At 65.7% G+C, this 17,095-nt stretch carries 13 protein-coding genes, 1 other RNA gene and 1 pseudogene; 3 read left to right on the top strand and 12 right to left on the bottom strand.

What is annotated here, in order from left to right; all coding sequences use genetic code 11:
* Positions 1–32: 32 nt before the first annotated feature.
* Positions 33–758 carry a lysophospholipid acyltransferase family protein gene (locus G606_RS0105400; protein ID WP_026645094.1) on the bottom strand — a complete coding sequence of 242 codons (726 nt, stop codon included), beginning with the start codon at positions 756–758 and terminating at the stop codon, positions 33–35.
* Positions 759–806: 48 nt separating this feature from the next.
* On the opposite strand from G606_RS0105400, the gene G606_RS0105405 reads away from it, so the two are divergent.
* Positions 807–1,337 (top strand): hypothetical protein, encoded by a 531-nt coding sequence (locus G606_RS0105405; protein WP_026645095.1) that lies wholly within the window; start codon positions 807–809, stop codon positions 1,335–1,337.
* 68 nt (positions 1,338–1,405) lie between these two features.
* Here the strand turns inward: G606_RS0105405 and trpD are convergent, their stop codons facing one another.
* Entirely contained in the window at positions 1,406–2,455 is a 1,050-nt protein-coding gene (trpD, locus tag G606_RS0105410; RefSeq protein ID WP_026645096.1) for an anthranilate phosphoribosyltransferase, read from the bottom strand.
* Between the two features lie 164 nt (positions 2,456–2,619).
* On the opposite strand from trpD, the gene G606_RS10045 reads away from it, so the two are divergent.
* Positions 2,620–3,567, top strand: coding sequence for a DUF6892 domain-containing protein (locus tag G606_RS10045; protein WP_026645097.1), 948 nt, complete (start codon positions 2,620–2,622; stop codon positions 3,565–3,567).
* 85 nt (positions 3,568–3,652) lie between these two features.
* Here the strand turns inward: G606_RS10045 and secA are convergent, their stop codons facing one another.
* Together secA and hpf are read right to left on the bottom strand one after the other, a co-directional pair.
* Entirely contained in the window at positions 3,653–6,580 is a 2,928-nt protein-coding gene (secA, locus tag G606_RS0105420; protein ID WP_026645098.1) for a preprotein translocase subunit SecA, read from the bottom strand.
* 241 nt (positions 6,581–6,821) lie between these two features.
* Entirely contained in the window at positions 6,822–7,508 is a 687-nt protein-coding gene (gene hpf, locus G606_RS0105425) for a ribosome hibernation-promoting factor, HPF/YfiA family (protein WP_026645099.1), read from the bottom strand.
* Between the two features lie 193 nt (positions 7,509–7,701).
* Between hpf and rnpB the strand changes: the two genes are divergently transcribed.
* Positions 7,702–8,083, top strand: an RNA gene (gene rnpB / locus G606_RS10730) — RNase P RNA component class A.
* A gap of 7 nt (positions 8,084–8,090) precedes the next feature.
* Here rnpB and G606_RS10965 read toward each other — a convergent pair.
* The 8 genes and pseudogenes from G606_RS10965 to miaA all read right to left on the bottom strand — a co-directional run bounded on the left by G606_RS10965 (position 8,091) and on the right by miaA (position 17,038).
* Entirely contained in the window at positions 8,091–8,990 is a 900-nt protein-coding gene (locus tag G606_RS10965; RefSeq protein ID WP_081664058.1) for a regulatory protein RecX, read from the bottom strand.
* Positions 8,990–10,105, bottom strand: a complete 1,116-nt coding sequence (gene recA, locus G606_RS10055) for a recombinase RecA (RefSeq protein WP_165778700.1) — start codon at positions 10,103–10,105, stop codon at positions 8,990–8,992. The genes G606_RS10965 and recA overlap by 1 nt, the downstream gene beginning before the upstream one ends.
* A 356-nt stretch (positions 10,106–10,461) precedes the next feature.
* On the bottom strand, positions 10,462–10,701 hold the full coding sequence (locus G606_RS0105445) for a DUF3046 domain-containing protein (RefSeq protein WP_026645100.1): 240 nt from the start codon (positions 10,699–10,701) through the stop codon (positions 10,462–10,464).
* 171 nt (positions 10,702–10,872) lie between these two features.
* Complete coding sequence (locus G606_RS0105450) at positions 10,873–11,388, bottom strand: helix-turn-helix domain-containing protein (protein ID WP_026645101.1); 516 nt, start codon at positions 11,386–11,388, stop codon at positions 10,873–10,875.
* A 63-nt stretch (positions 11,389–11,451) separates the two neighbouring features.
* Entirely contained in the window at positions 11,452–12,045 is a 594-nt protein-coding gene (locus G606_RS0105455) for a CinA family protein (protein ID WP_034523754.1), read from the bottom strand.
* Positions 12,046–12,367: 322 nt separating this feature from the next.
* Positions 12,368–13,006 (bottom strand): annotated as a pseudogene (pgsA, locus tag G606_RS10060) (CDP-diacylglycerol--glycerol-3-phosphate 3-phosphatidyltransferase); the annotation flags it as partial.
* A 74-nt stretch (positions 13,007–13,080) separates the two neighbouring features.
* Positions 13,081–15,960 (bottom strand): DNA translocase FtsK, encoded by a 2,880-nt coding sequence (locus tag G606_RS0105465; RefSeq protein ID WP_026645103.1) that lies wholly within the window; start codon positions 15,958–15,960, stop codon positions 13,081–13,083.
* A 67-nt stretch (positions 15,961–16,027) separates the two neighbouring features.
* Positions 16,028–17,038 carry a tRNA (adenosine(37)-N6)-dimethylallyltransferase MiaA gene (gene miaA / locus G606_RS0105470; RefSeq protein WP_051198635.1) on the bottom strand — a complete coding sequence of 337 codons (1,011 nt, stop codon included), beginning with the start codon at positions 17,036–17,038 and terminating at the stop codon, positions 16,028–16,030.
* Positions 17,039–17,095 lie beyond the last annotated feature (57 nt).

The raw sequence follows: 17,095 nt of genomic DNA on the forward strand, positions 1-17,095 counted from the left end.
CCGACCGGAAGCCACGGAACGTTCTGCTTCTTCTACTCGCGGTCGGCTTCCTGCGCGGCGGCAGCGTCGATCGCCGCCTGCTCCTGCTGCATCTGCTTCTTGACGACCTGCGCGTATTCAGGCACGTATTCCTGTCCGCTCATCGCCTGGATGCGGCGCGTGACCTCGTCGGTCAGTTCGCGCAGCCGCTCATGCGTGACCTGATCGGCGGCCGTCTTCTCGACGGGGATCGGCTCGCCGTAGATGACCTTGCTGCTGCCCTTGCCGGGGATGACCTGACCGGGCTGCTGCAGCTCGCGCGAGCCGATGATCGCGGCCGGCACGATCGGGCAGCCGGTCTCGATCGCGAGTCGCGCGGCGCCGGTGTGTCCCTTGTACAGCCGTCCGTCGGGGCTGCGCGTGCCTTCGATGTGGATGCCGAACAGTTCGCCGTCCTCGATGATCTCACGTGCATGCTCGAGCGCACCGAGCGACTTGGAGCCTCCGGAACGGTCGACCGGGAAGACGCCGACCGACGAGAACCACCACTTCTTGAACCGGCCCTTGAGGCCCTTGCCTTCGAAGTATTCGGCCTTACCCATGAAATGGATCATGCGCGGGCACGTCATCGGCAGCAGCGCGTCGTCGATGACGGCCAGATGGTTCGCGGCGATGATCGCGCCACCCTCATGCGGGATGTGTTCGAGGCCCTCGACCGTCGGATTGAAGCGCCGCCGCGCGATCGGCCCAAGCGTCTTGACGAAAAACCAGTACAGCATCCGAAGTCTCCTTACGCGCTTCACATTCCGCTTGCTACAGTAGTGGTCATGACCGACCTCAACAATAGCAGCAACGACGGCGACGCGCGCCGGGGCAACGATGCGTCCGGACATGACGACTGGGAGGCCTTCCTCAACGACCACGCCGGCGAGCTCGAGGATGTGGAGCGCTCGCGCACGGCGAAGAAGTTCGACCGCCACGCCCGGCGCGAGGAGAAAAAGACGATGCTCACCGTCGACGACCTGTCCGACGAGGCGTTCACCGGCGCGGGGCGCGGCCCGCGCGACTACACAAGCAGCTGGCTCGACACCGACGACGTCCTCGACCGCCACGGCATGGGCTTCTCGGCGCCGAACCCGTCACTCAAGGGCATCCGCGTCTCGAAGCTCATCTGCGCAGCGATCGGCGCGATCGGCGTCGTCGGCGTCATCCTCGCCGCCTGCCTGCCGCATGTCGCCGGCATCGTCGGCCTCATCGCCGCGCTGTGCGTCCTCGTCGGTGCTGGCGGCCTCATCGCGCAGCACGAGGGCCGCGACGTCATTCACGACGACGATTCGGACAACGGCGCCCGCGTCTGAACGATCCATTCATCCGCGGGCGCCGAATAATCCACATTGCAAGGCCCCGTTCAGGCCTTGCGCTGCCTTCAGGCCTTGCTCTTCGCGACGGCGATCCACTCGTCGAGCAGCGCCTGTGCCTTGCCTTCGTCGACGGTGCGTTCGGCGATCGCATAGGCCTGACGGAAGCGTTCAGCGAGCGTCGCGTCGGCGTCGATGAGTGATCCGTCGGCGACGATCGCCGATGCCGCGTTGAGCAGCGCCGTCGTGCGGAACGGCACGTCCTTGCCGGCGAACAGGTCGCGCGCGGCCTGCGCGTTGTAGTCCGGCTCGCCGCCGCGCAGATCGTCGATCGTGACCTTCGCGAGTCCCAGTTCCTCGATCGGGTCGAAGGTCGTCTCGACGACCTCGCCGTCCTTGAACTCCCACACCGAGATCGGACCGGTCGGCGCCATCTCATCGAGTCCCTCGTTGGATGTGTAGACCATACCGCTCTGGCCGTTCGCCGCGTAGACGGCGGCCATGATCGGGCTCATCGCGCGATTCGCGCAGCCGATCGCCATGTGCTTCGGGTTCGCCGGGTTCGTCAACGGTCCGAGCACGTTGAAAACGCAGGGCACGCCAAGCGCGGCACGCACCGGTCCGACGAAGCGCATCGCCGGATGGAAGGTCTTCGCGAACGCGAAGGTGATGCCCACCTCGTCGGCGATCTCGGCGACGGCGGCCGGCTTGAGGTCGAGCGGCAGTCCGAGCGCCTCGAGGCAGTCGGCGGCGCCGCATTTCGAGCTCGCCGCGCGGTTGCCGTGCTTGACGATCATGACGCCGGCGGCCGCCGCGATGACGGCTCCCATCGTCGACAGGTTGACGGTGTGCGCGCCGTCGCCGCCGGTGCCGACGATGTCGGTGCATTCACGGTTCACGTCGAGCGGCACGGCGTGCGCCACCATCGCCTTCGCGGCGCCCGCGACCTCGGCGGCCGTCAGGCCCAGCTGCTGCTGCGTTGCAAGCACGGCGCCGACGGCCGCCGGCTGCGCGTTGCCCTGCATGAGGTCGTCGACGAACCACTCGGATTCCTCGGCGCTCAGATGCTCGCCCTTCACGAGCTTCATCAGGATCGTTTTCCAGGTGATGTCGGCCATGACCTCTCCTCATCGGTATCGTGCAATGCATCGACCAGTCTAGGAAGGCCGTGCAACGAACCTGTTTCGATTCCCGCATCATGGTCATGCGCCTCACGTCTGGTCTGCGTCTCTCTACAATCACCTCCATCGCAACACCGATCGCAACATCGACGGAGGCACCCATGCCGCATACGATCCTCTTGTCCGACGACGCCGTCAGCTTCGACGCCGTCACCGTCCCCTTCCCGATGTCCATCGGCGAGCTCACTGCCGCGCTCGGCTGCATGCCGGACCGAGATGTCGTGGACGAGCACGGCGCGCGCCATCTCGTCTACGACGGGCTCGGTCTGGTATTCGCTCCCCTGCGCGCACCGATGGACTGGCTGCGCAAACGCGACGCGTACATCGACGACGACCATATCATCACCGGCATGGACGTCTACTGCGGTCCCGCTGTGCGCCCGCAATGGCGCGAGCGCGTGCTGCCGGACTCCCCCTGCGCCGCGCGCATCGCGAAGGCCGGCGGAAATCCGCTGTATTTCATCTCCGACCGCGACGAGATCGGCGCACTCCATGTCATCCGCTGGCCCGAAGACGGCCACGGCCCCGACGGTCCGGCACCCGACGTCAACGATCCGCTGTCCGTCTCTTTTTGTCCCGAGCGCAGGTTCCCTCCGGCGAACTACACGATCCGCAAACCAAAGGAACCGGTGCTGGCTTTCACCCATCTCAATTTCAAGCTCGCCGTCATCCAGCGGCTCATGTACGAACTCGAGGTGCTCACGCCGCGCTTCGACATCTTCGATTTCGCCGCGCAGTATTCCGGCAAACCAATCGACACCGAGAGCGAGACAGTCATCCGTCCTGCACTCAACTGGTTCAAGCGGCTGCCCATCCCCGCCCGGCTGGCATCTGAACTCACGTCGTTCACGATGGACGGCGCCGACGATGTGTACATGAACATCATTCCACAGTGGGACGGCGAGGACGACGTCTTCGACCTCGACGCCGTGAGCACGGCCGAACTGGCGCAGTTCCCGAATCTGCGCTCGGCGACGATCATGAGCGGCGACTACGCCGGCGTCAGCACCGTCTTCGCCGCGCACGGCATCGACGTGCGCCCGCTATGAAATTTGAAAACGGCGGGGGCGCCGCAGCAACTGCTGCGGCGCCCCCGCCGTCATATCCCGATCAGTGATTGACGCTTGGGTCGGCTCACTGCTCGTTCTGGCCGTGGCACATCTTGTACTTCTTGCCCGAACCGCACGGGCACTGCGCGTTCTTCGGCGTGCCCGGGAATGTGCGTCCGTCCGCCCACGGCGTCTTGAGCTCCTCGTTCTTCGGGCGCTTGTTCGCCGGCACCTTGCCTTCGGCGTGCGAGATCGGAGCCGGTCCGATCGGCGAGTGCATGTCGTTCTCGTCGATCTGCTCGACTGCGTGCTTGACTTCTTCGCCCATCGCGACTGCGGTCTCATCGGCGGTGTCGTCGTACTTCGACGGCTCCTCCGGCTCGACTTCGCGCACTTCGTCGTCGTTGAGCTCGTCGACGTCCACACCTTCACCGAGCGCGGTCTCCGCGGCATCCACGACCTGATCGTCGGTGACATCCTGGGCCATATCCTCGTGGTCGCGCGTCTGCGCGACCGAGTCGATGTCCACATGGAACAGCAGCTGGATGGACTCCTCCTTGATCGCTTCGATCATCGAGTTGTACATCTGGTAGCCTTCGCGCTGGTATTCGACGAGCGGATCGCGCTGGCCCATGCCGCGCAGGCCGATGCCGTCCTTGAGGTAGTCCATCTCGTAGAGGTGCTCGCGCCACTTGCGGTCGAGCACGGCGAGCACGACGCGACGCTCAAGCGTGCGCAGGCCCTCCTTGCCGAGCTTATCCTCAAACTGCGCGTACTGCTCCTGCGCATCCTTGACGAAGAGGTCGACGACGGCGTCGACGGCCTTCTCGCCCTTGAGGCCTTCGGCGACCTTCTTGGCCTCGTCCTCGGTCACGGTCGTCGGGAAGATGCCGCGCACGGCCTTGAACATGCCGTCCCAGTCCCAGTCCTTCGGCTTGTCGGAGCCGCGCTTGGCACCGGTCACGTAGCTCGTGATCGTGTCCTTGATGAAGCGCTCGATGTCCTCGTGGATATCCTCGCCCTTGAGCACCGCCTGACGCTCGGAGTAGATGACGGTGCGCTGCTTGTTCATCACATCGTCGTACTTGAGGACGTTCTTGCGGATCTCGAAGTTGCGCGATTCGACGGCCTTCTGCGCGTTGCGCACACCCTTGGAGACGGCCTTCGACTCGATCGGCTCGCCTTCCGGCATGCCCTTGGCCATGACGCGCGCGACGAGCTGCGTGTTGAACAGGCGCATCAGGTCGTCCTCGAGGCTCAGGTAGAAGCGCGATTCGCCCGGATCGCCCTGACGGCCGGAACGACCGCGCAGCTGGTTGTCAATACGGCGCGACTCGTGGCGCTCGGTGCCGAGCACGTACAGACCGCCGAGTTCGACGACCTCCTCATGCTCGTCCTTGACCTGCTCCTTGATCTGCTTGAGTGTCTCGGGCCACAGCTTCTCGTACTCCTCCGGCGTGTCCTCCGGCGAGTAGCCTTCCTCCTTGAGCTTGGCGTCGGCGAGGAACTCGACGTTGCCGCCGAGCATGATGTCGGTGCCTCGGCCTGCCATGTTCGTCGCGACGGTCACGGCGCCCTTGCGGCCGGCGACGGCGACGACGGCCGCCTCCTTCTCGTGCTGCTTCGCGTTGAGGACCTTGTGCGGGATCTCGACGACGTCGAGCAGTGAGGAGACAACTTCGGAGGCTTCGACGGAGGCGGTGCCGAGCAGGACCGGCTGGCCCTTCTTGTGGCGTTCCGCGACGTCCTTGACGATCGCCTGAAGCTTCTCCTTCTTCGTGCGGAAGATCAGGTCGTCCTTGTCCTGACGGATCATCGGTCGGTTCGTCGGGATCGGCAGCACGCCGAGCTTGTAGGTGCCCATGAACTCGGCGGCCTCGGTCTCGGCGGTGCCGGTCATGCCGGCGAGCTTGTCGTACATGCGGAAGTAGTTCTGCAGCGTGATCGTCGCGAAGGTCTGGTTCTCGGCCTTGACCTCGACGTTCTCCTTCGCCTCGATCGCCTGATGCAGGCCTTCGTTGTAGCGGCGGCCCGGCAGGATGCGGCCGGTGTGCTCGTCGACGATGAGCACCTCACCACCGGTGACGACGTAGTCGCGGTCGCGCAGGAACAGCTCCTTGGCCTTGATCGCGTTGTTGAGGTAGCCGATGAGCGCCGTGTTGCTCGGCTCGTACAGGTTGTCGATGCCGAGGTAGTCCTCGATCTTCGTGATGCCCGGGTCGAGGATGCCGACGGTCTTCTTCTTCTCGTCGACCTCGTAGTCCTCGTCGCGCACGAGCTTGAGCACGAGCTTGGCGAACTGGCGGTACCAGCGCGTCACGTCGCCCTCGGCCGGACCGGAGATGATCAGCGGCGTACGCGCCTCGTCGATGAGGATCGAGTCGACCTCGTCGACGATCGCGTAGTGGTGGCCGCGCTGCACGAGCTCGTTCTTCTCCCACGCCATGTTGTCGCGCAGGTAGTCGAAGCCGAATTCGTTGTTCGTGCCGTAGGTGATGTCCGCGTTGTACTGCTTGCGGCGCTCGGCCGGCTTCTGGCCGGTGACGATGCAGCCGACGCTCATGCCGAGGAAGCGGTAGATGCGGCCCATGAGCTCGCTCTGGTAGCTCGCGAGATAGTCGTTGACGGTGATGACGTGCACGCCCTTGCCTTCGAGCGCGTTGAGGTAGCTCGGCAGCGTCGCGACGAGCGTCTTGCCTTCACCGGTCTTCATTTCGGCGATGTTGCCCCAGTGCAGCGCCGCGCCGCCCATGAGCTGGACGTCGAAGTGGCGCTGGCCGAGCGTGCGCTTCGAGACCTCACGCACGGTGGCGAAGGCCTCTGCCATGATGTCGTCGAGCGTCGCGCCGTTGGCGAGCTTCTCCTTGAACTTGGCGGTCTGTCCCTTGAGTTCCTCGTCGCTCAGCGCCGCGATCTGGTCCTCGAGCGCATTGACCTCCTTGGCCACGTTCTCCAGGCGCTTGATCTGACGGCCTTCGCCCATGCGAAGGGCCTTGTCTACGATGTCTACCAATGTCACTCCCTTTGTGAGATGGTCGCTAACATCATCCACAATAACGGACGGACGGATTTTCCCCTTCGTTTTTCGACCTGTTTACGTAAATTTCTCACGTTCTGTCACAGGACATCCACAAACGCCCGTCCGGCGCCCCTCCCCGGATACGAAAATCAGGGACGGCCCCCCTCCTCGGGAGCCGTCCCCGACCGACCGCTGCACGGCGACCTTTCAGATTGCCGGCGCGTATGGCCCAAGATCAGGCCTTCTTGGCTTCCTCGGCCTTCTTGATGTTCTCCGGGGTGTCGATCTCGAAGACGCCGTAGCTCCAGCCGTGACGGTGGTAGACGACGGACGGGCGCATCGTGTCCTTGTTGACGAACAGGAAGAAGTCATGGCCGATGAGCTCCATCTCGTAGAGCGCCTCGTCGATGCTCATCGGCTCGGCGACGTGGAGCTTGCGGCGGATGACGATCGGCGTATCGCCGACGTGCACCTCGATGGACTCGCCGGGGCCGAGATCGGACGCGACCGCGGCGGCCGGGCTGTTGGCGTCGGCGGCGGCGCCCATGATGTCCTCTTCCTCCTCGGACGGCGGCACGAACTCGCCCGCGTCGACCGGGACCGGCGTGTAGTTCTTGCGGTGATCCTTGCGGCGGTCACGAGCACGGCGCAGACGCAGCGTCAGCTTGTCGAGCGCCAGATCGAGCGCGCTGATCTCGTCGAGGCTCGAGGCCTCGGCGCGGATGACGGTGGCGCCGGCGATGACGGTGAGCTCGACGCGCATCGCCGTGTCATGCATACGCGGATTGCCCTCATGCGACAGCACGACCTGGACGCGCTGCGCATCAGGGGCGATTGCGGTCACACGATTCATCTTGCTTTCGACGACGTCACGGAACTTCTGCTTGATCTGAATGTGACGGCCGGTAATCACGATATCCATGTGGACCTCCCTAGACTCAAGCGGCGGCATGCCGCTATATACGGACCGGGACGACGGTTCCGCCGTCCGGATATCACTCATTGTAACCGACGACATGCGGGAAAGTGCGGTAAAGCTGCTGGTTTAACTTTTTTTCGATACGACCCGTCCATGATTGACCGCGATGTCGCGCATCGTGTTAGAATACTGCCTTTGAGACCTCTTGATGGCCGCGACCAGCAATGGTTGAGGAACTTCCGGGCTCCGCAGAGCACGATGGCGGATAACGTCCGCCCAGGGCGACCTGAGAGATAGCGCAGCAGAGAACAGACCGCCCGCCCTTCGGGACGGGTAAGGGTGAAACGGCGGTGTAAGAGACCACCGGGCCGCTGGCAACAGCCGGCCGCATGGCAAGCCTCATCGGGAGCAAGGCCAAGCAGAAGACGCTTGAGGGCTGCTCGCCCAATGTCTTCGGGTAGGCTGCTAGAGCCTGACGGCGACGTCAGGTCGAGATGGATGGCCATCCGTGGCGCGTCGTGCCGGGTTTTCGGCGTGGCGCGTCACGACAGAACCCGGGGTATAAGAGGTCTCACCTTCTACTTTCTATTCGTCTCCCCTATTGTCGCCGCGTGCGCTGAACAGCGCCTCACCGACTTCGCGCAGCATTTGCGAATCATGCCCCTTGCGGCCTCCCGCGCTCCAGAAGCGGCGGCGCGCGACCTGCGGATCCTTGCCGCGCGTGCGCACGGCGACGGAGCGGCCGAGCGCCCATGCCGCGTCGACGAAGAGTCCGTCGGCGTCGGCCTCGGCGGCGACGCGCGTCGCCAGCGCGCGGTCGACGCCCTTGCGCGTCATCTCCATGACGGCGCCACGCATTCCCATCATCCGGTTCGCGCACGACCGCGCGACCGCGCGCGCGTATTCCTCGTCGTCGAGCAGCCGCAGCTCGGTCAGCCGGTCGACGACCTCGCCGATGACGTCGTCGGCGTAGCCACGTTCGGCGAGCTTGGCGCGCAACGCCCCCGTCGAACGGGCGGCCGCGTCGAGCAGCCGCAGCGCCGCCTCCTTGCATCGTTCGCCGTCACGCGGATCATCGGTCTGCGTGACGGCGAAGCCGCCCGCCGAACGCCGGCGCTCATCGCGACGATCGGCCTTGCGTGCGCCGGCGCGTCGTCCACTACGCGCATAACGGACTACGTCATCGTCCCTCGATGCGCCGAAAGTGCCACCGAACCGGGCAGACGAGCGCGGCGCGGCCGTGTCATCGTGGACAGCTATGTCGCCACAATCGGCATCGTCCTCACGAACATCCGCGCCGCGGCAGCCAATAGCATCGTCATAGGCGACAGCGTCCTCGCGGGCATCCGCATTGTCGCGAACGGCCACGTCGTCGCGGACGGCCGTGTGCTTGCCACCGCCACGACCTTTGTCACGCCCGGTGACGACCTCCTGCGGCGCCGCCGGCACCGGATGCGCCACGAGGAACTCCTCGACGGAGATCATCAGCCGTTCTTCTTCGCCGTCTCGCCGCCGGCCTCGGTCGTGGCGATGTCCTCGGATTCGATCGTCGATTCGACCTCCTCGCCCTGTGCGAAGGTGTCCTCGGGCGCGTCGATGAGACCGTAGGCGATCTTGACCTTGTTCTCGATCTCGTCGACGATCTGCGGGTTGTCCTTGAGGAAGCGGCGCACGTTCTCGCGTCCCTGGCCGAGCTGCTCCCCCTCGTAGGTGAACCACGAGCCGGACTTCTTGACGATGTCGGTCTGCAGCGCCATGTCGAGCACCGAGCCTTCGCGCGAGATGCCCTCGCCGTAGAGCACGTCGAATTCGGCCGACTTGAAGGGCGGCGCCATCTTGTTCTTGACGACCTTGACCTTCGTACGGTTGCCGACCGCGTCGTCGCCGCTCTTGAGCGTCTGGATGCGGCGGATGTCCATGCGCACCGACGCGTAGAACTTGAGCGCCTTGCCGCCGGTCGTCGTCTCCGGGCTGCCGAAGAAGACGCCGATCTTCTCGCGCAGCTGGTTGATGAAGATCGCCGTCGTGTTCGCCTGCGCGAGCGCGCCGGTCATCTTGCGCAGCGCCTGGCTCATCAGACGCGCCTGCAGGCCGACATGGCTGTCACCCATGTCACCTTCGATCTCGGCCTTCGGCACGAGGGCCGCGACCGAGTCGATGACGATGACGTCAAGCGCGCCGGAGCGGATGAGCATGTCCGCGATCTCGAGCGCCTGCTCGCCGTTGTCCGGCTGCGAGACGATGAGTGAATCGGTGTCGACGCCCAGATTGCGCGCGTAGACCGGGTCGAGCGCATGCTCGGCATCGATGAACGCCGCGACGCCGCCGTTCTTCTGCGCGTTCGCGACGACGTGGAGCGCGAGCGTCGTCTTGCCGGACGATTCGGGTCCGTAGATCTCGACGATGCGGCCGCGCGGCAGGCCGCCGATGCCGAGTGCCATGTCGAGCGCGAGCGAGCCGGTCGGGATGACCTCGACGTCCTGTTCGGGCTTGTCGCCCAGACGCATCGCCGATCCCTTGCCGAAGCTCTTCTCCACCTGCTTGAGCGCGTTCCTGAGCGCCTCCTGACGCCGCGGGTCCACATTCGGCCCGAAGCTCATGTCCTTGTCGGACTCCTTGGCTTTCTCCGCCTTCGCTGCTGCCATCGCAGCCCTCCTTTGTCTTACGTTGCCACGGGCGCGCACGCGGTCCGGGCCGCGCGGGCGCCATCCACGATATGCACGGGCACGGCGTGTGTCCGCCCTGATGGAAGTATGTGTACGGACGGACCCGTTATCCACATTTCGCCGAGCGCTGCACAGCCGTGTCGGCTGTGTCGAGGCACCATCATACCGGAAGATACGAACATTTGTTCGAACATCGGCGGCGTGTCGCGCGACGTTCAGCGATGTCCCTGAAAATCAAGCGATGTCCCTGAAAACCAATGAGCGCCGCCTGTACAAGCCGACCGGCGCCGTCAACGAAAGTCGACCGGCAGCGGCGGGGCGACGTGGTCCTTGCCCCAGCGCCGCGCGTCGGGCACGTCCATCTGGTCGCACAGCACATTCCATACGACGCGCGGCTCCTCGCCGTCGGCGAGCGCCTCGACGACGGTGCGGCCGCCGAGCTTCGTCAACCCCTGGTCATGGGCGAGCGCGCGCCCGTAGGCCGAGCCGAACACTTCCTCGAGCAGTTCCCAGAATTCTCGTTCACGCATACCGCGCCACTGTACACCGCGCGCGGCTCACGCGAAAGTCCCAGCCTGCGAAAGCCCAACGCGCAAGATCCTCACACAACGGGAATGGGGACGTCCCCACCGGGGCGTCCCCATTCATGTTCAGGCGCTCAGCGGCCGTCATGCGCGGCGCGCGCCGTATCGGTCCGTCGTTCAGGCGTCCACGGAGTCGAGGTAGTCGGCGACCATGCGCAGCATCTGCGACGTGCTCAGACCGAGCGATTCGGAGATCGACGCGAGCAGCTCGGAGCTGGCCTCCTTCTGTCCGCGTTCGACTTCGGAGAGATAGCCGAGGGAGACCCCGGCCTTCTCGCTGACCTCACGCAGCGTCTTGTGGTCGTGCGTGCGCAGGTCGCGCAGCACGTGGCCGATGGCCTCGCGCAGCGAGACCTCCTTGACCTCGCCCATCGTTTCGCGCTTGCGGACGACGGCGCGGGGCTTGGCAGTCTCCGCGTCCTCCTCCTGCCACATGCGCACGAGCGCGGCCTGACGCTCGTCCTTGGCCTTCTTGGCGGCGCGGGCGCGAAGCACCTGCTGCTGCGCGAACATGACGGCGCGGCGCTGGGCTGGCGTCAGTTCACGCATGCGTGCCGTTCCGTTGCGCGATGGAGTGGAAACCTCGACCTTCCTGACCTCGGTCTGTCCTTCGGTGAAAGTCATCATATCCATAGTGTTCATGGCAATCACACTCCTTTCCTTATCGACAGTGTTCTTCATTTCCAGTATCGGGAATCATTCCTGTGAAGAACCTGTGAATTCTCTCAGGTTTCCCAAAACACAGCCCACGGTCCGCTGTCTAATAACCTCTCTAGAACCTTGCAATTCCAACTCTACTGCGTATTGTGAAGAACTCGTGAAAAAATACTCGCTTCTCGGCAGCGACACGCCGAAGTACACCAATCCAGCCGGTTTTCCCTCGTCCGGTCCGGGCCCCGCGACACCGGTCGTCGACAGTCCGATAATCCCGGAGCGATATTCCGGTTGGCTGAACAGTTTTGCCGTCGACGCCGCCATCTGGCGTGCGACCTCGGGGTCGACGGCGCCGTGCGTGCGCAGCAGCTCCGCGTCGACGCCGAGCACCTTCGCCTTCGCGTGGATGTCGTAGGTCACGGCTGAGCCGAGGAAGACGCGCGAGGCGCCGGGGATCCTGACGAATGCATCGGCGAGCAGGCCTGCCGTGAGCGATTCGGCGCACGCGATCTTCACACCACGTGCCTCACACCATGCGAGGATCGCCGCCGCCTGCTCGTCGCAGTAGTCGCGCAGCCGTCCCATATCGTCAATTCGGCGCGGATCGGCGCCCGCATATTCGAACTGTCTCGTCATGACCCACCTTCCATATGTCATGCGCACGCACGCGAAGCCCGTATATGCGCGTGCGCGCTCCATCCTAGGAGCGCGCACCCATGAACGCCACAGCGCGGCATGTCGTCGACCGGCCGCGGGCGTTTCGGCATCGTCACTGTCGTCGATATCGTTTCGCCGATATCGACGTTGCCGTGCAGCCTCAGCGTCCGGACGACGCGGCGGCATCGTCAAAACGATGCTGCGTCGACGCCGACGTAGCTGCATCCGCGTCGTTGATTTCGGCCGCATCAGAGCGCGGCTGTGCAGCCGCGCTCGCCGCGCCCTTGGCGTGCGCGCCGGCGGATTTCGACGCCTTGAGCACGCCGCGCACATACTCCCATCCCGAGTACAGGCACAGGATCAGCGAGAAGTAGATCAGCGTGTAGGTGACGACGAAATAGACGGTCAGCCACGCCGGATGCGCGCCGGCCGGCACGAAGGACCACACCGGGATGAGCAGCAGCCCCAGTCCGAGGCACTGCGTGAAGGTCTTGTATTTGCCGAGCTGGGAGGCGGCGATGACGGAGCCGCCGTGGTCGATGACGAAGAAACGCATCACTGTGATGCCGATCTCGCGCACGAAGAACAGCGCGGTGACGACCCAGCCGAGCCATGCGATGCCGAACTCGTTGAGGCTCGCGGCCACGATGAGCGTGCCGAGCGTGAGCAGCTTGTCCGCGATCGGATCGAGCAGCTTGCCCAGTTCGGTCACCTGATTGTATTTGCGCGCCATCCAGCCGTCGATCTTGTCGGTCGACGCGGCGAGCGCGAAGATGGCCGCCGCCGCCCAGCGCATGCCCATGTTGCGCGAGCCCCATTGCCCCGCGCCGATGTACAGGCCGAGAAAGACGATGACGAGGATGATGCGGGAGAAGGTGACGAGATTCGCCGGAGTGTTCCATCCGTCCCACCATGCTGCACGTTTGCTTCGCTGTTCCATGCCGTTCACACTACCCCACGCCGTATGACAGTCGCGTGACAATACCGTGGCGCATGCGGCGGCGCGGCGCAAACTCAGGCTGCGGGCGTCGCCGCAGGCTCGGACGGCTGATCCCCGCCGCCGGTCAACGACGTCGTCTCGCCCTTGATGAACGCGAGCACCTGCGGCAGGTCGGCCGGCTGCACGAGCACTTCGCGCGCCTTCGACCCCTCCGACGGTCCGACGACGCCACGCGACTCGAGCAGATCCATCAGACGTCCCGCCTTCGCGAAGCCGACGCGCAGCTTGCGTTGCAGCATCGACGTCGAACCGAACTGCGAGCTGACGACGAGTTCGGCGGCCGCGAGCAGTTCGTCCATATCGCCGCCGATGTCCTCGGTCGGGTCGAGCTTCGACTTCTCCGCCTCGTTCGCCATCTGCTCGATGTCCTCGCGGTAATGCGGCTTGCGCTGCTGGCGCACGAAGTCGACGGCCTTGCGGATCTCCGATTCGTTGACCCACGCTCCCTGCACGCGGATCGGCTTGGCCATGCCCATCGGCATGAACAGCGCGTCGCCCTGTCCGATGAGCGTCTCGGCGCCGGTCGCGTCGAGGATGACGCGCGAATCGGTCGCCGACGACGTCGCGAACGCGAGCCTCGAGGGGATGTTCGCCTTGATCAGGCCGGTGACGACGTCGACCGACGGGCGCTGCGTTGCGAGCACGAGGTGCACGCCGGCGGCGCGCGCGAGCTGCGTGATGCGCTGGATCGAGCTTTCCACGTCGTTCTTCGCGACCATCATCAGGTCGGCCATCTCGTCGACGACGACGAGCAGGTACGGGTACGGCGCCACCTTGCGCTTCGAGCCGGCCGGCGCGTGCACCTTGCCGGCGCGCACCGCCTCATTGAAGTCCTTGACGTGGCGGAAGCCGAAGAACTCGAGATCGCTGTAGCGCGCGTCCATCTCCTTGACGACCCATTCGAGCGCCTGCGCCGCCTTCTTCGGATCGGTGATGATCGGCGTGAGCAGATGCGGGATGCCCGCGTACGCGGACAGTTCGACGCGCTTGGGGTCGACCATGATCATCCTCACCTGCTCGGGCGTGGCGCGCATGATGATCGACGTGAGCATCGAGTTGATGAAGCTCGACTTGCCCGAGCCGGTGGCGCCGGCGACGAGCAGATGCGGCATCTTCGTCAGGTCGGCGGTCACGAAATGGCCCTCGACGTCCTTGCCGACGCCGGCGAGCATCGGGTTGGGGTCGTTCATCGCCTTGTCCGAACGCAGCACGTCGCCCAAATGGACGATCTCGCGGTCGGTGTTCGGAATCTCGATGCCGATCGCCGACTTGCCGGGGATCGGCGAAAGGATGCGCACGTCGGAGCTCGCGACGGCGTAGGCGATGTTCTTGTCGAGGTTCGTCACCTTCTCGACCTTGACGCCCGGGGCGACCTCGACCTCGTACTGCGTGACCGACGGGCCGCGCAGGAAGCCGACGACCTTCGCGTCGACCTTGAACTGCTGGAACGTGTTGTCGAGCGCGCGGATGACGTTGTCGTTCGCCTGCGTATGCGCCGCGTGCGGCTTGCCTTTCATCAGCAGATTCGGATCGGGCAGCCGATACGGCGCGAGCTCGGCACCCGCGGCGGCAGTGTCGGCGGCGGCAGCAGCAACATTGGCGGCGGTGCCGTCGGCTGATGCGTTCGGCGTCGCCGCGGCCGACGTTGCAGCCGACGTGGCCGCCGAGCCCGGCATCGGCGATGCGGCGGCCGCCTGAGGCGCGGACGCGCGCATGTCGACGACCTCGCCGGTGTGCGGCGAGACGAGCAGCGACGACATGTCGTCGAGCGCGCCCCACGGGTCGGCCGCCGCCCCGGCGCCCGCCACAGCCGGCATCGACCCCGACGGCATCGGCGTCGTGTGAACCTCCGGCTGCTGCGCCGACCACGTGTTCGAGTCGATGCTGCGCGTCGCGTCGTCGTTGTAGGCGCCGCCGCTGCTCACCGTGCGCGGCGAACCGGCGACGCGCGTCTCGGCGGTCTCGCCGTGCCGGCTCGCCGCGTTGACGAAAGCCTCGTCGCCGGCGTAGCTGTCGAGCTTGCCGTCGTCGTCGCGACGCCTGCGCCGGCGGAACAGACGACTGAGGAAGCCTTCGCGACGGCTCGGCGCATCCGCTTCGTCGTCGCCGTCATGCGTCGGCACGCCCTCGGCGAAGCGCAGCGTGTCGTCGTCGCCAACGCGCACCTCGTTGGGGAATTCGTCGTCGCCGTCGCGTTCGCCGTCCTCGTGCGCGGCGCCGCCGAACAATGCGCGCAGCTTGGCGGGGACCTCAGTGACGTGCGTGCGTGTGATGAGCAGCAGCGAGAACAGCGCTGAGACGACGAACACGATGATCGCGAAGCTCTGCGAGAGCCCCCACGCGAGCGGCGAGCCAATCAGGAATCCGAACAGGCCCCCGGCGTGCTGCAGGTTGGGCCAGGAGAACCCCTTCGTGTCGGCGGCCATGACGACGTCGATGATCGAACACACCGACCACAGCAGCATCGTCCAGCCGACGAGCACGCTCGGATTGCCCGAGCCACGCCCGGAGTTGCGGATCAGCCGCACCGAGACGAGCACGAGCAGCACCGGAACGACGATGCTCATGACGCCGAACAATCCGGAGGCGAATGCGTGCAGCCCGCGTCCGAGCGGCCCGTCGACGCGGAACCATTCGGAGCCGACGAAGAAGACAGCGAGGACGATGAGCACGAAGCACAGGCCGTCGCGGCGGTACGCCGGATCATAGTCGCCGACGCTCACCTTGCGCACGGCGGCGCCGAAGGCGCGCGGCACGGCAAGCAGCGCCCGCTTCCACGATGGTTCGTCGGTCTCCTGCGCCGGACGGCGCCCCTTCGACGCCGGCGCCGACGAGCCTGTCGAGCTCGCCTTGCGCGGTCGTTTGCTTGCGTTCGAGGATGTGGATCGTGCCATAACAGTCCTTGATTCTATCGCGAGGCCGCGCCCGCCGAAACGGCGCGCGGCCGGCGTCGCCCAGACGTCACGTCAGGTCGCCGAGATGATGGCGGACGTACTCGTCCGCATGCATGTCGACGGCGTCGTAGCCGCCGCGGTCGGCCACGTCGATGATCCCCATCGCCAGATCCACGAGCCGCGGGTTGAGCGCCTGCAGCCAGTGGATGCGCGGATCGCGACCGAACCAGCCCATCTGCTTGCGCGCGAGGCGCTTCGTCTTCTGCGCGACGAGGAAGCGCGTCTCGTCGAGGTCGCTCAGGCCGTCGAGATAGTCGATGACCTGCTGATAGCCGAGCGCACGCGAGGCGGTCGCGCCCAGATACGGCCGCAGCCGGCGCACTTCCTCGACGAAGCCGTCGTCGAACATCGTCTTCGTGCGCAGGTCGATGCGCCGGTCGAGCTCGGCGCGCGGCAGGTCGAGGCCGATCTGCACCGACGGGATGACGTAGCGGTAGCGCGGCAACGACGCCGAATACGGCCTGCCGGTGACCTCGATCACCTCGAGCGCGCGCACCGTGCGCCGCGGATTGTGCGGATCCATGCGCGCCGCCGCCTCGGGGTCGAGCCGCTCGAGTTCGGCGAACAGGACGCCCGGCCCTTCGCGTTCGGCGCGCTCCTCGAGACGCGCGCGCACGGCCGGATCAGTGCCTGGGAATGTGATGTCGTCGATCGCCGCGCGTGCATAGAGTCCCGAGCCGCCGACGAGGATCGGACGCACGCCGCGCGCCTGCAGATCGGCGATGCTTGCGCGCGCCATCTGCTGGAAACGCGCGACCGTCATCGTCTCCTGCGGCCCGATGACGTCGAGCAGATGATGCGGCACGGCGGCGCGCTCGTCGGAGTCTGCCTTCGCGGTGCCGATGTCCATTCCCTTGTACATCTGGTAGGCGTCGGCGTTGACGATCTCGGCGCGCTCACCGCGCTCGGCGAGGCGCCGCGCGATCGCGATGCCGAGTCCCGTCTTGCCTGAGGCCGTCGGCCCGACGATCGACACGACGCGCGGCGTCGTCTGCGCGGCGGCTGCATCATTCATCATCGCAGCGTCCGTCGTCGCAGTGTCCGTCATCATATTGTTCGCCGTCTCAGCGTTCGT

It is taken from the genome of Bifidobacterium sp. AGR2158 (genome assembly GCF_000424225.1).
GTDB lineage: Bacteria > Actinomycetota > Actinomycetes > Actinomycetales > Bifidobacteriaceae > Bifidobacterium > Bifidobacterium anseris.

Bases quoted from the DNA above. Each gene is read 5' to 3' on its own strand.
- G606_RS10965 (WP_081664058.1), bottom strand. From the start codon at position 8,990: ATGATCTCCGTCGAGGAGTTCCTCGTGGCGCATCCGGTGCCGGCGGCG.
- recA (WP_165778700.1), bottom strand. From the start codon at position 10,105: ATGAGCTTCGGGCCGAATGTGGACCCGCGGCGTCAGGAGGCGCTCAGG.
- G606_RS10045 (WP_026645097.1), top strand. From the start codon at position 2,620: ATGCCGCATACGATCCTCTTGTCCGACGACGCCGTCAGCTTCGACGCC.
- G606_RS0105455 (WP_034523754.1), bottom strand. From the start codon at position 12,045: ATGACGAGACAGTTCGAATATGCGGGCGCCGATCCGCGCCGAATTGAC.
- G606_RS0105405 (WP_026645095.1), top strand. From the start codon at position 807: ATGACCGACCTCAACAATAGCAGCAACGACGGCGACGCGCGCCGGGGC.
- G606_RS0105465 (WP_026645103.1), bottom strand. From the start codon at position 15,960: ATGGCACGATCCACATCCTCGAACGCAAGCAAACGACCGCGCAAGGCG.
- miaA (WP_051198635.1), bottom strand. From the start codon at position 17,038: ATGATGAATGATGCAGCCGCCGCGCAGACGACGCCGCGCGTCGTGTCG.
- hpf (WP_026645099.1), bottom strand. From the start codon at position 7,508: ATGGATATCGTGATTACCGGCCGTCACATTCAGATCAAGCAGAAGTTC.
- trpD (WP_026645096.1), bottom strand. From the start codon at position 2,455: ATGGCCGACATCACCTGGAAAACGATCCTGATGAAGCTCGTGAAGGGC.
- G606_RS0105445 (WP_026645100.1), bottom strand. From the start codon at position 10,701: ATGCGTGAACGAGAATTCTGGGAACTGCTCGAGGAAGTGTTCGGCTCG.
- G606_RS0105400 (WP_026645094.1), bottom strand. From the start codon at position 758: ATGCTGTACTGGTTTTTCGTCAAGACGCTTGGGCCGATCGCGCGGCGG.
- G606_RS0105450 (WP_026645101.1), bottom strand. From the start codon at position 11,388: ATGGATATGATGACTTTCACCGAAGGACAGACCGAGGTCAGGAAGGTC.